Source organism: Megasphaera massiliensis, from assembly GCF_000455225.1.
GTDB lineage: Bacteria > Bacillota > Negativicutes > Veillonellales > Megasphaeraceae > Megasphaera > Megasphaera massiliensis.
In genome coordinates this window covers 1,029,691-1,042,914 of record NZ_HF954537.1, presented here as the reverse complement: position 1 = coordinate 1,042,914, position 13,224 = coordinate 1,029,691, and the positions used below count along the sequence as shown (strand labels likewise).

The 13,224-nt window shown below is 50.0% G+C and carries 12 protein-coding genes; 7 read left to right on the top strand and 5 right to left on the bottom strand.

The annotated features are described in order from the left end of the window. On the bottom strand, nucleotides 1-1,818 hold a 1,818-nt coding region (locus tag TX77_RS08220; RefSeq protein WP_044504883.1), incomplete at its 3' end, for an ABC transporter ATP-binding protein. Nucleotides 1,819-2,036: 218 nt separating this feature from the next. Here TX77_RS08220 and TX77_RS08215 point away from each other — a divergent pair. Further along, a complete protein-coding gene (locus tag TX77_RS08215; RefSeq protein WP_044504321.1) occupies nucleotides 2,037-5,159 on the top strand; it encodes an ESPR-type extended signal peptide-containing protein in 3,123 nt (1,040 codons plus the stop codon). Nucleotides 5,160-5,270: 111 nt separating this feature from the next. Here the strand turns inward: TX77_RS08215 and TX77_RS13615 are convergent, their stop codons facing one another. Then, nucleotides 5,271-5,471: a transposase gene (locus TX77_RS13615; RefSeq protein WP_230198089.1), complete on the bottom strand. Its 201-nt coding sequence runs from the start codon at nucleotides 5,469-5,471 to the stop codon at nucleotides 5,271-5,273. Next, a complete protein-coding gene (locus TX77_RS14345) occupies nucleotides 5,455-5,610 on the bottom strand; it encodes a transposase (RefSeq protein WP_154651880.1) in 156 nt (51 codons plus the stop codon). The genes TX77_RS13615 and TX77_RS14345 overlap by 17 nt, the downstream gene beginning before the upstream one ends. 349 nt (nucleotides 5,611-5,959) lie before the next feature. Between TX77_RS14345 and TX77_RS08210 the strand changes: the two genes are divergently transcribed. Further along, on the top strand, nucleotides 5,960-6,709 hold the full coding sequence (locus TX77_RS08210) for an NADPH-dependent oxidoreductase (RefSeq protein WP_044504882.1): 750 nt from the start codon (nucleotides 5,960-5,962) through the stop codon (nucleotides 6,707-6,709). 291 nt (nucleotides 6,710-7,000) lie between these two features. Beyond that, nucleotides 7,001-7,609, top strand: coding sequence for a LysE/ArgO family amino acid transporter (locus TX77_RS08205; RefSeq protein WP_044504320.1), 609 nt, complete (start codon nucleotides 7,001-7,003; stop codon nucleotides 7,607-7,609). Between the two features lie 6 nt (nucleotides 7,610-7,615). On the opposite strand, the gene TX77_RS08200 is transcribed toward TX77_RS08205, so the two are convergent. Further along, nucleotides 7,616-8,566: a helix-turn-helix transcriptional regulator gene (locus TX77_RS08200; RefSeq protein WP_044504317.1), complete on the bottom strand. Its 951-nt coding sequence runs from the start codon at nucleotides 8,564-8,566 to the stop codon at nucleotides 7,616-7,618. 191 nt (nucleotides 8,567-8,757) lie between these two features. Here TX77_RS08200 and TX77_RS08195 point away from each other — a divergent pair, with 191 nt between their 5' ends. Both TX77_RS08195 and TX77_RS08190 read left to right on the top strand, forming a co-directional pair. Next, on the top strand, nucleotides 8,758-9,921 hold the full coding sequence (locus TX77_RS08195; RefSeq protein ID WP_044504316.1) for an iron-containing alcohol dehydrogenase: 1,164 nt from the start codon (nucleotides 8,758-8,760) through the stop codon (nucleotides 9,919-9,921). 65 nt (nucleotides 9,922-9,986) lie between these two features. After that, nucleotides 9,987-10,571 carry a sugar O-acetyltransferase gene (locus TX77_RS08190; protein WP_276525027.1) on the top strand — a complete coding sequence of 195 codons (585 nt, stop codon included), beginning with the start codon at nucleotides 9,987-9,989 and terminating at the stop codon, nucleotides 10,569-10,571. A gap of 65 nt (nucleotides 10,572-10,636) precedes the next feature. Here TX77_RS08190 and TX77_RS08185 read toward each other — a convergent pair whose 3' ends face one another. After that, a complete protein-coding gene (locus TX77_RS08185; RefSeq protein ID WP_044504315.1) occupies nucleotides 10,637-10,996 on the bottom strand; it encodes a winged helix-turn-helix transcriptional regulator in 360 nt (119 codons plus the stop codon). A 189-nt stretch (nucleotides 10,997-11,185) separates the two neighbouring features. Here TX77_RS08185 and TX77_RS08180 point away from each other — a divergent pair, with 189 nt between their 5' ends. Beyond that, nucleotides 11,186-12,088, top strand: coding sequence for a radical SAM protein (locus TX77_RS08180; RefSeq protein WP_044504312.1), 903 nt, complete (start codon nucleotides 11,186-11,188; stop codon nucleotides 12,086-12,088). 15 nt (nucleotides 12,089-12,103) lie between these two features. Continuing rightward, complete coding sequence (locus TX77_RS08175; protein WP_044504310.1) at nucleotides 12,104-12,994, top strand: radical SAM protein; 891 nt, start codon at nucleotides 12,104-12,106, stop codon at nucleotides 12,992-12,994. Nucleotides 12,995-13,224: the final 230 nt, after the last annotated feature.

Below are 13,224 nucleotides of genomic sequence, written 5' to 3'. Positions count from 1 at the left end.
CGTCACGATTTGCTGATAAATGGGGCAGCGGGCCAATAATTCATCGTGAGTCCCGACGCCGACGGCTTGGCCTTGATTGATAACCAGGATTTTATCGGCTTTTCGGGCGGCGCTGACCTTCTGCTCGATGGAGATGAAGGCTCGCCCCGTGTGGCTCTTGTTTTTTGACGGCTCTTTGATGTCGGCACCGTCTCTGATTTCTTTGGCCACGGCCTTTCGGACTTGCTGCTCCGTAATGCCGTCTAAGGCGGAAAAACTGTCGTCAAAGATGAGCAGCCGCGGCTTTCTCACTAAGGCCCGGGCCATGGCAAGCCTTTGGCGCTGGCCGCCGGAGAGGTTGGTGCCGCCTTGGGAGAGGGGATGATCGTAACCGTCTTCAAACCGGCTGATGAATTCATCGGCGTCGGCGAGGACGGCGGCTTCTGTTAGCTTGCCTTCCGACAAGGACGCGTCTGAATCTTGGGCCTTGCCGTAGGCTAAGTTCATGGCAATGGAGCCCGTGAAGAGATAGGCTTTTTGCGGTACATAGCCGATTTGGGCACGAATGGATTCTATGGGCTGCTTGAAAATAGACTTTCCGTCAAAAAGAATGTCCCCCGATTCAATGGGGTATAAGCCTAAAATAAGCTTGGCCAGGGTACTTTTGCCGGAGCCGATATCGCCCATGACGGCCAAGGTTTCACCGGCTTCGAGGGTAAAGGAGATGTCCTTTAAAGCCGCTTCTTCGGCGTCGTCATAGCGGAAGGTGACGTGGCGGAATTCTAAAAGCGGCGGCTCTTTACCGGTCTCCGCTGCGGTACTTTTTTCCTGCTCGTCTTTATTTATCTGCTTGCTGTCAGAGGGGAGGTTCATCGTTTTTTGTGAGGCCAGCCTCTTTTCGGCGTGTACTAATAATTCCTGAATCCGGCCGTAGCAGATGACCGCTTCGGGAACGTCGAGGAGGACGAAAACGGCCATGATGAGGTTCATCAAAATGAGGGTGGCGTACTCGATGATGGCCATAATATCGCCGATTTGCAGTTGTCCCGAATCGATTTGGTAGCCGCCGAGCCACAAGATGACGACGGTACTCATATTGAAGATGATGAGGATACTGGGCAGGCCGATGGCGTAGGTCCGGGCCAGCTTCGTTTCTTTAGCCGATAAATCGGAAAACATCCGGATTTCAGCGGCTTTTTCGTCGCGGCTGCGGTTAAAGGCCCGGATGACGGACATGCCGATGATGTGGTCACGGACCAGATCGGTGAGCTTGTCCAACTGCTGCTGGACGGCCATGACGATGGGTAGGGCCTTTTTTTGGATGACGAGCATGAGGCCGACCATGAGGATCATCAGGCTCAAGATGATGAGGCCCATTTCAAAACTTTTATAAAAGGTAAGGCCCAGGCCGACGAGGATCATGAGGGGCATGGGAAGAATCATATTGATGCCTTCGGCGAGAACGGACTGGATTTTTTCGACGTCTCGCGTGGCCCGCATGAGCAGGGTTCCCGTGCCGTATTTAGAAAAATCGGACAGGGAAAAGTCCTGCAAAGCCTGTACCAATTGTTGGCGCATACGGAGGCTGACGCGGGAGGCGATATGAGAACTAAAGTATACGGCGCCCAGGGAGCCCATGAGGGTTACCAACGACGCGGCCAGCATGGCCACGCTGAGGCGGCTGATGGCGTCGATATCGCCTTGCAGGACGCCTTCGTTGATGATGCTGGCCGTTAAAGTCGGCACGGCCAGGGCACTGACGACGTGAATCAACGAGAGCAGACAGGCGCTTAAAAATGCCCATTTTACAGGCCTTATATAAGTGGAGCTGAACTTCATAAGCATACGTTCCTTTCCATGTATTCTAGGGCTATTGTATCATATTTAGCGGCCCATCATCGACGGCAGGATAAAACTGCGTCATGCTGTTTAAATTGACTATAAAAATACATAATATTGGCCATAAAATGACTAACTTTACGATTATATAAAATAAATGTATACTTATATTGTAAGGTGAAAACGAATGGTTAATGGATTAGAAAGGAGATTCTTTGATGAACAGGATGTATCGGGTTATTTGGAGTCGGGCAAAGAACGGCTATGTCGTCGTGTCAGAAATGGCAAAAAGCCGGACCAAGAGCCATAGCCGTCGTATCGTGAAAAAGACGGCCTTAGCAGCCATGGTTTTGGCAGGATTGAGCCTGTCCGGAATGGGGCTGTCGGCCTATGCAGCAGATAATATTGTCGTCGACAGCGGAACGGCGACGGGGACGACCAATACCGTGACGGATGATAAAACAGCTCGCGTTGTGGGGACGGAAAATACTGTAACCGGCAGTGAAGATGCAAATGTCATGGGTGACACGAATACAGTTGAAAACAGCAATGGTGTCAATATTGTCGGCAATGATAATAAGGTGACAAAGAGCTATCCTTACGATGGCGGAACAAGATATGAAGCGAGCCTTGATACGCGTATTTTTGGCAATAACAACGAAGTGCGGGGCAGTCGGAAGCAAAACGTCATCGGCGATAATAACAAGATAATTGCTAGAGATGTCGGTACGGTTACTGACTATGGTCATCCGGAAGGCCGTGAACCGAATATTTCCGACTTAACCATTGGCCGCGGCAATGTGATTACCGGTAACGATACGTATCGCAATGAATGGGACGCTTTAACGGTTATCGGTAATAATAATAATATCAGAGGTACGGCTGCCGGGATTGTTATTGGGGATAATCGAAACAATACGGAGCTTACAGATTCTATTATTATCGGCTCTTTATCTCCCGATGAAAAGAACTCGGATGACAATGATATTCGGGCAAGAAATATGGTTGTCATCGGCTATCATGCCTTTGGCAGCGATGGCAGTATGGCAATCGGGAGTAGAGTTAAGACCTTAGGGCCTGCAAGTGCAGCTGTGGGAATTCGTTCGACCGTCGAGGGAACTACTTATTATGCGACTCTCTATGGTATCGATAACAAAATCAGTACTGAAAGTGACACTGGATTTGGTGCATCGATAGCTCCCGGTGCTTTCGGCATGTTGAATAAGGTTGACTCATCCTTTAACTCCATGGTCTTTGGTACCGGCAACCGGGTGACCAATGCCTTCGGTAATATAAACGAAGGTATTGAAGGCGGATTTATGAGCGGCCGTATGGGCGAGCTGCTCTATCATGGCGGTGATGATATCGGGTATAAGGATCATTTCTCTGAAATCATGGGTGATTATGCTACGCTTAACGGCGGTTCTGTCTTTGCACTAGGGAACGGCAACGTATCGGATTATGCAAGACGTTCCTCTATCTTTGGGACGGGCAACACTTTAAACGGCAGCGAAGCTGCGGCCAGTGATTATAATCTGGTTACCGGCTATCAGAATAAGGCAACCAATGTGAATAACGTATCCGTCATGGGGACGGGTAATAAGCTTAGCGATGCGGCGACGGACGTCGTCATCGGTGATTACCATACCTTATCGGGCGGCAAAAATAACGTCATTTTGGGAACGATGGGGACAACAGATGGCTATGAAGAACAGACCTATACTCCCCAGAGTTACGCTCATACGACAGGAGAGCTGCAGTGGACTGGAGATACGCTGCACTATGTGGTAAAGGTGCAAAAACCGTTACGCGAACATGCGGAAAACATCAGCAACGCCGTCATGGTCGGTTATAATACGGACGTAGAGCATGATGACGGCGTGGCGATTGGCAGCAACGCTGTATCTTCTGTTGACAAAGGGGCTTTTGGGTATAACCCGATTACCGGCAAAGCCTTTGAAAATGAAGCGGCTATCGTAGCCTTTGCCGGCAAAGAAGCTCGCTTTGCCGAATTAAATAACAGTATCCCTGATTTAGAATCGGCTCTTTCGACAGCCAAAGCTGATTATGATACCAAGGTATCCGATTATTTGGCCAAGAACGCTGACTATGTGCAGGCCGTACATGCTTATAACAACATTGACCATGATTCAGACCAAGGTCGAAAAATTAAAGAGCAGATGGATGCTGCCAAGGCTGCCAATGATGCTGCCAGAGAGGCTATGGATGTGGCCGAATCCAGCATGAACGATGCCAATAAGGCCTACACGGCAGCTGTATCGGAAAAGAATAAAATTACGTCCACATGGCAGTCCAATGCCGCTGCGGTTTCCGTCGGTGACAGTGAATTAGGTATGACACGTCAAATCACCAACGTCGCAGCCGGTACCAATGATACCGATGCCGTCAACGTGGCCCAGCTTAAAGCAGCCGTAGATGCAGCCGGCACGGGCTTGCAAGAAAGTACAGACGCTTTGACCTTCCAAGACAATAAATTAGGCCTGTCCATTAAGAATTCGGAAGGGACCGAAATTATTTCGGGCAGCGTTAATTTATCGACCATTGCCTCGGCAATCGACACGAGAAATACCATTGCCAATGCCGACGGTGATAATACGATTTCTATCGACAGCACGGGAAAGAATAATATTGGCGGGACGGAATACAAGATCAAGGTCAATACCGACGGCAAGGTCGCTTCGGGCAACACGGGCATCGTCACCGGCGGTACGGTATACAATGAAACGCGAGTCGCTCAAGACGGTACCTATGTGAAGAAAGCGAAGTCGGCGGGCGATAACTTAACGGCTTTAGACAGCCAGGTAGCTTCGAATACGACGCAGATCACGACCAATACCAACAAGATTACCAGCCTCACCAATGAAGTGACGGATATTTCCAGTAACGTGACTAATTTGAACGGCCGGGTCAGCAAGCTCGATACGCGCATCAACCGCGTCGGTGCCGGGGCAGCAGCCTTGGCAGCCCTCCATCCCCAGGACTACGATCCTAGCGCGAAGTGGGACTTTGCAGCCGGCTACGGTAATTACAAATCGGCCAATGCCGTCTCTATCGGCGCCTTCTATCGGCCGACGAACGACGTTCTCTTCTCCATCGGAACCAGCCTGGGCGGCGGGGAAAACATGTTCAACGCCGGCGTCAGCTTCAAGTTCGGCCAGGGCAGCCCCTATGCCGGCTACTCGAAAGACGCTTTGGTCGGCGTCATTTCCGAGCAGCAGCAGGAAATCGACACCATGAAGGCGGAAAACGAAGCCAAGGACAAACGCATCGAAGCCCTCGAAAAACAGATGCAGGATATCATGAACCGTTTGAACGGATAAGTGATGGTTACGACATCTTTTAGGCTCTTTGTCAAATGTTAGGGTGCCAACTAAATCATCCAACGCGAATGGACGTGAGTGAGTTTTTCTTGCTCTCGTCCATTTCTTTTTTTATTCTTTTAAAGACGCCCAGAGGATTCTGGTGCGAAATCTTTCGAAATTCCGGAATCCAAAAGCGACTCGTTTCAATACGTTTATCTTGTTGTTCATCCCTTCCGTAAATCCGTTCGAATACACTTGTGTCAGTCCATTTAAGATCGCTTGTCTCCAATCTTTAAAGGTTTTCAACACACTTTTAAATTCGCTTCTCACGAAAATGGTTCTGAACCTTTTTCCGCACTCGTTCCTGAGCCCAGATGACCAGCCTTTTGATATGGAATCGGTCTCCCATGATGGTTATACAAGGAAACATGGTTTGAACTACACAACGGAAAAGAGAAGGGAGAGACATATCTATATACTCCTTTCGGTTCTTCGTGGTGGTTGAGCTAACTGGCAGTGTTGGATTTTATATAGAACAAGGGGTCTTGTGAACTAGAGTGTCCACAAGACCCCAACATTTATTATAGAACCTGTTTTTTTGCGTCAAGCACCAAGGAATATACAGCGAAAAGCCCTCTACCTATAGGATGAAGAGGGGCTGACAAATTTGCGTAAGCCATGGAAACCGGACCATGGTACTGACTAGACAAGGTAGATATTTAGTGTTATTGTAGAAAAAAAGTTCGATATTATGTGCAAGGAAGCGTGTAGTGAATAGCGTCGTGTACTCAATGTATTTTGCTAAAGGAGCTGATCCCATGAATCCTATTGACGTGTTATTGAATCATCGCACTATTCGTGAGTTTAAATCCGATCCTATGCCGCCGCAGCAATTGAGCCTATTATTGGATATAGCCAAAAGAACGGCTACCAGCATGGGGATGCAAAGTTTCAGTATCATCCACATTGTGAATCCGGAACTGAAAGGGGCTATTGCAGAAGTTTGCAACCAGGAATATGTAGCACGGGTACCGGATCTGTTTATTTTCATCGTCGATGGGTACCGCAACTCCCGTATCGCTCGCGAACGAGGGGTAGAAAGTGTTGGTGAACGCGATAGCGATCGTTTCTTCCAAGGCTGGACGGATGCCGCCATAGCCGCTCAAAATATGGTGGCCGCTGCTGAACTCAGTGGTTTCGGTACGGTTTATTTTGGCAGTATCTTAAATAATGCACCTAAGATGATTGAACTTCTGAAATTGCCGGAATTAACCTTCCCCGTAGTGGGGGTCGGCATTGGGATACCGAATCAGGAACCGCAGTTAAAGCCGCGTATGCCTCGTGAAGCCAACGTCTTTGAGGACTCCTATCGGGTATTTGATTCTTATTTGGAACTGTTGAAAGATTACGATGCGGAAATGGAAGAATATTACGATCTGCGTGATACGAATCGACGGGTAGATTCCTTTACGAAACAGATTGCCGGTAAGAAGGCAATTCCGTTACGGCAAAAATTGATACAACAAGCAGAAGCACAAGGCTTTACCTTTTACGATATCGAGGAATAAATACTTTTTGGCCCCGAGCGGTGACCGTCAAGGTGCTTTTTTCCGGCTGACTACTTGCGATAGTAGTCAGCCATTTTTGCTATTTGATGCAAGGGGAACCATGTGGCATTTTTGGATGCGGCTATCGTAGGCGGTGCAGCTTTTATGGAAAATTTATTGGAACTACCTTACGGGAATGGCCGCTGTTTTTTTTGTGTCATCCTTTTTTTTTACTGTATAATAAAAAATTAACACCGTTTGGTGCGTTCGATGATGTTGTTCTTCTGTATATTGGCAAGGGAGTTTTTTTATATGAGCTTTTTTCTACAAGGGTTGACGTTGGGCTTGGCCTATGTGGCCCCCATTGGCATGCAAAATATGTTTATCATCAATTCGGCACTGAATAATACGCGGCGACGGGCTTTTTTGACGGCCCTCATCGTCCTTTTTTTCGATATTACCTTGTCCCTGGCCTGTTTCTTCGGTATTGGCCGGGTGATGGAACTCTTTCCTAAGGTAGAGATGGTCATCTTAGGCGTCGGCAGCCTGCTGGTTCTCTATATCGGCGCCGGACTCATTCGGGCCAAGGCGGAGACGCAGGGCGAGTATCGGCCCATGACGATTCGCAAGACTATTTCTGAAGCGGGTATCGTCACTTGGATTAATCCTCAGGCCATCCTCGACGGAACGATGCTCCTCGGATCCTTTCAGGTGACCTTGAGCGCATCTCAGCAGACGCCCTTTCTCAGCGGCGTTCTCCTCGCTTCGTGCGTATGGTTTATTTTCTTGAGCGGCCTCGTTTCTTTGTTCCGCAGCCGCTTCAGTCCGCGCATCCTGCGGGCCATCAATATTATCTGCGGCTCTGTCATCTGTTTTTATGGCTTGAAGCTGCTCTTTGACTTTGCCAGTCGCCTGAGCTGAGGACTTTCATCGGAAGCGGGCCTTGGGCGACGTCCCGTAATACTCTCTAAATGCTTTGTAGAAATTGCTGTTATTGCTGTACCCCAGCATGGCAGCAATTTTTTCGATGGAAAGATCCGTCGACTTTAGGAGGATGGCCGCCTTTTTCATGCGGATGGACAGGAGAATCTCTGAAAAGGTGCGGCCTTCTTTTTCGGACAAGAGGCGCGAGAGGTAGACCGGATGGTAGCCGAAGCGGGCCGCCGTGCTCTTGAGGGTCGCCGTGTCGGAATGGTATTCGATGTAGGCCATGATTTCTTCTGTGACCGACGCCTTTCGGGCCGGCTGGTTTTGGGCCCGGACGGCTTCGGACATGTACATGGCCATGGAGAGGAAGAGGGCTTTCAAGATGGATTGGCTCTGGTCCGTGTGCCGGACGTATTCCAGTACCATCAAGTCGAGGATGGACCAAATCGGGGAATCGGCTCCCGGCGTGAAGCGGATGATGCCGTCGGCATAGCGGTTGACGGCGGGCTCTAAAAAGAAGTGGAGCAGGTCCGTGTCGGCACCGAGGACGGAAAGGTATTCTCGGAGGAAGGTTTCTTTCTTGATGAGGATGCCGACGATGATGATCGTTTCGTCACCGTCTTTTTTCAAGGCGTAGCCGCTGTAAGGCTGACCAAGGTAGCCGTCGCCTTCTTTCATGGAAATCCTATTTTGGCTGGAAGCGCTGAGGGCCTCGTAATTTCCCTGGTAGGCGAAGTTTACAAAGAAGAAGTCCTGGCGATGGAAGCGCTCGTCGATATGGCTGCCCGTAAAGGCGCAGAGCATGATTTCATCGGCCGGATCGCCGAGCCACTGGGAAATGAGTTCCGTTCGGCCAGATGACGGGTCGGGGCGAAAGTCCCAGTTGAGGAGGGGAAATTCCCTTCCCAGCACGGTCAGGGCCTGTTCCAACTGTTCTTTTCTGTCATTCAAGAGAATCACCTGCTGTCAAAACATAAAGGATCTGTCATCGGATGCAGCCTCCTTCAGGTTAATATATGCCACTATATAAGTTATCATATGGCGCTGTTTCCAGATGTCAAACAGGGTACACTGATAACAACAGCGGCGGGGTCACAAGATTCCGACCGCCAAGGGTATCTATTGACTGAGGAGGTTTTTTTATGTATAACTTTAATTTCTATATGCCGACGAAGGTTTTGTTCGGCCCCGGTCGGCTTCAGGACTTGCACAACGAGCAGCTTCCGGGCAAAATGGCCTTGATCGTCACGTCGAACGGTACGTCGGCCAAGCGCTTCGGCTATTTAGAGGCCGTTAAGAAAGAATTGGATGCAGCCGGCGTCGGCTATGAAGTCTTCGACCAGGTACGTCCCAATCCGACGGATTACAACGTCATGGACGGAGCTAAGCTGGCTCGGGATACGGGGTGTGACTTCGTCGTGGCCCTCGGCGGTGGATCGGTCATGGACTGCGCCAAATGCATCGCCTTGATGATGACCAACGACGGCCATATCTGGGATTACAGCCGGTCTGAAAAGGGCGGCAAGAAACAGCCGGCTGCCGATGCGGCACCGACGGTAGCCATTACGACGTCGGCCGGAACGGGCAGTGAAGTCGACATGGCGTCGGTCATCAGTAAGGATGACGTTCAGGAAAAGACAGGGATTTTCTTCCCGTCCATGTTCCCGGTGTTGGCTGTCGTCGATGCCAATCTGATGATGAGCGTGCCGCCGAAGTTTACGGCGTATCAGGGGATGGATGCCTTTTTCCATGCTGCCGAATCGATGATCTGCAAGAACGAACATCCTATGGGGGAAATGTTTGCCTTGAAGGCCATTGAACTCGTCGCAAAGTATCTTCCTCGGGCCTACCGCGACGGCAGCGACCAGGAAGCGCGGGCTTATATGGCCTTGGCCAACACCCTGGCCGGCTACTACATGCTCTGCACGTCGGAACACACGATGGAACACGTCATGGGATCGTACCACGATGATCTCGTTCACGGTGCCGGCCTGATTATGCTTTCTCATGCGTACTACGATTTCTTTGCCGAACGAAAAGCGGCTGAAGAACCGATGATGAAGATGGCCAAAGCCATGGGCGTCGCCAATCCGACGTCGGGCAAAGACTTCATCAAGGCCTTGGATGAACTCTTAGAAGCCGTCGACTGCCATGATTTGCGCATGAGCGACGTCGGCATTACGAGAGACGAATTGAAGACCTACCCTCAGCGGATACACGCCGTATTGGGCGGCGATATTACGGCCGATCCAGTACCCCTTTCCGATGAAGATTACCTTGAAATCTTTGAAAAAGCCTATAAGTGAGGCCATGCTTTCGCGGTAGGCGAGGGGAATTTTAATAAGCTTGATACAAAGAGGAGGTGTCTTACTTGGAAAAGGATATGAATACCATGACCGAGTGTGAAAAACTCGACGCCGGCCTGGCCTATGATTTTTGGGATAAAGGGGTCAACGACCGAAAGTTGAAGGCCATTGCCGAAACGAAGAAGCTCAATGCCATCGATTCCGGCGATGAAGAGGCCATCGAAGCCTGCCTGCGCCGCCTCTTCGGATCCTGCGGCAGCCATCCTTGGACGGCACCGGGATTTCGCTGTGACAGCGGCAGCAACATCCATGTCGGCGACAACTTTTTGGCCAACTTCAACGTCACCATCTTGGATATCGGTCCGGTCCGCATCGGCGACCACGTCATGATTGGTCCGGGGACCCTGATTACGACGGTCAACCATCCTTTGTCGCCGCGGGGACGGCGGCAGCATTTGGGAATCATGAAGCCCGTCACCATCGGAAACGACGTCTGGGTCGGCGGCAATGTGACCATCCTGCCCGGCGTGACCATCGGTAATAACGTCGTCGTAGCAGCCGGTGCCGTCGTTACCAAAGACGTGCCCGATAACTGCGTCGTCGGCGGCGTGCCGGCAAAAGTGATTCAAACGATTGAAAATGATATATAAGTCTTAGCCTAAGCGTCTTCTGTGGCTGTTGTCACGGAAGGCGTTTTTTGGCTTCCCGGAAACGGTTAAGGCACCGGCATTTCCCGGTGGCGGCGGTGTTCTTCGCCCCAGCGGTAGAGGCCGTCCAGGGGCTCGATCAATTTCTTTCCCTCGTCGGAGAGTTCATACGTCACCGACGGCGGGACGGTTCCCTTCGACTTGCGGATGATAAGGCCGTCCGCTTCGAGCTCTTTTAAGTTGCGGGCCAGGACCGTATTGGTCACACCGCCTAAATGGCGCTTCAACTCGTTGTAGTGGAGAATGCCGTAATGGGTCAGATGCCAGAGAATGGGAATCTTCCACTTGGCGCCGATGAGATTCATGGCGTAGAGAATGGCGCATTGGCCGTCATATGGGTTTTCGTAGTCCTTCTTTTTTTGAGTCATAAGCCTGTCCTTTCAGGTACCAAAAATGTGCGTACTTGTCATTGTCGTACTTCATGGTTATAATACATCATACGATGAGAAAGGGCAAGACAATCTTGTCGGTAAGAAGTAAGGGCAGGGCGATGCCTGCCGGATATTAGGCCTCATTGTTTTTTGATGATACGATCCAGCATACAGGAGGAAGCCACCATGCATTTTACCAGTGGAATAAACCGGCCGCCTTATGAAGGCAATTCCGGATTTTTACAATTAACGAGCGGCTGTTCTCATAACGGCTGTTATTTTTGCAGTTACTATAAGACCGATCGATTTAAGCGATCACCCATGGAAGAAATCGAAGCCGATGTCAAGGAAATCCCCAAATACTTTGGCGCACCGAAGCGAATTTTTCTCCAGTCGGCCGACGCTTTTTCTGCCGATTACGACGTCTTGATGAAGACGGCGGAGCTGATTCACCGCTATGTGCCGTCCGTTGAAACGATTGGCGGCTATGCCCGCATCGATAACTTCGTCGACAAGACAGAAGAACAGCTTCGAAACATGAAAGATGCCGGCTTTGCCGATCCCTATATCGGCGTCGAATCGGGGGACGATTATTTGTTGAAATTCATGCACAAGGGCTATGATCGGGCGACGGCAAGAGAGCAATTGGAAAAATTAGACCGCGCCGGCTTCTCTTATGTCGTCAACTGGATCAACGGCCTCGGTGGGAAGGGATATGGTCTTAAACATGCCCTCGATACGGCGTCCCTTTATGACGGCCTCCACCCGTCGATGATTGATATTTCTTCGCTGGTCCTCATCCCCAAGACGGGCTTATGGAACTTGGCCCGGGCCGGAAAGTACGAAGAAGCCGGCGAAGTCGAACGGCTGCAGGAAATGCAGGAATTCTTGAAAGCCCTGACCAACGACACAATCTTTCAGTCCAGTCACATTTCCGTGCCTTTCCACGTACGGACGGAGATTCCGGCCCATAAACAGGAGCTCATCGACGGGATTCAAGATATTATAGATAATCAGGGAGAAGCAGCCCTGCGCCGTTTTCGGACGGAATACGCATCTCAGGGCTATCGCGCTCCCGGTGAATACTGATAAGAGGTGATACTTATGGAATATAACGGAACTATATATCGGCCGCCTATTGAGGCCAATACGTTTTTGATTCCCCTGACGGAAGGGTGCAGCCATAACAGCTGTCATTTTTGCAGCATGTACAAGGACGTTCCCTTTCGCATGTGGCCGACGGCTGACGTCGAAGCCTATATGAAAGGTGCCAAAGAACGCTATGGTTGGCAGATGGAAGACTTGGAACGGGTCTATCTTATCGGCGCCGATCCTTTCGTCCTGTCGGCAAAGAATTTGATCGAGCGCATCGACGTCATCAAGAAGTACCTTCCCAAGGTCAAGGTCATTACCATGTATGCCCGCATCGAAAATATTGCCCATAAGAGCGATGACGATTTGAAGGCCTTGAAGGCGGCCGGCGTCAATGACCTCTACATCGGCATCGAAAGCGGTTTGACGGATATCCTCGAATACCTCAATAAAGGCTATACTATCGAAGAAATCCGGGAGCAGTGCCTGCGTCTCAATGCCGTCGGTATCCGTCACTCCGATTTATTGATGCTGGGCACCGGCGGCAGCGGTCGAGGCCAAGAAAATGCCCTGGCCATGGCCAAGCTTGAGAACGAAATCAAGCCGACACAGATCTTGGTCAACACCATGTCGGCCTTTGCCGGAACGAAACTCGACGACGACATAAAAAAGGGCGTCTTCATCCCGGCCGAAGAGAGAGAAAATCTCGAAGAAGAAAAGACCTTCCTGGAATACCTGGAACTTCCTAATACCTACTTCTGGGCCCTCCATCCCTTAGATTCCGTCCGCATCGACGGCATCTTGAAAAAGGATAAACAGCGGATGATCGCTATCTTGGACGATGCCATTACCAACGCCAGCCACGAACGGATTCAGAGGACGGCAAGGAGAGGGACGCTGTAAGGTTTGGCTGAAAGCTGTCTTTGGATGGAAACTTTTATATGGAAGCATGAAAAAAACTCGGTAGGTGACGATTTGTCGGTACCGAGTTTTTTCTTTATTATTTGAAATATGGATATAGACGTAACTCTAAGAATTATAAAATACTACTTATAAAGTAATAAAATCACAAAAGAGGAGTAAAAAGTTCTGAAAGATGGTAAAATAAAATTATATAGTGTACTATAGGAAAC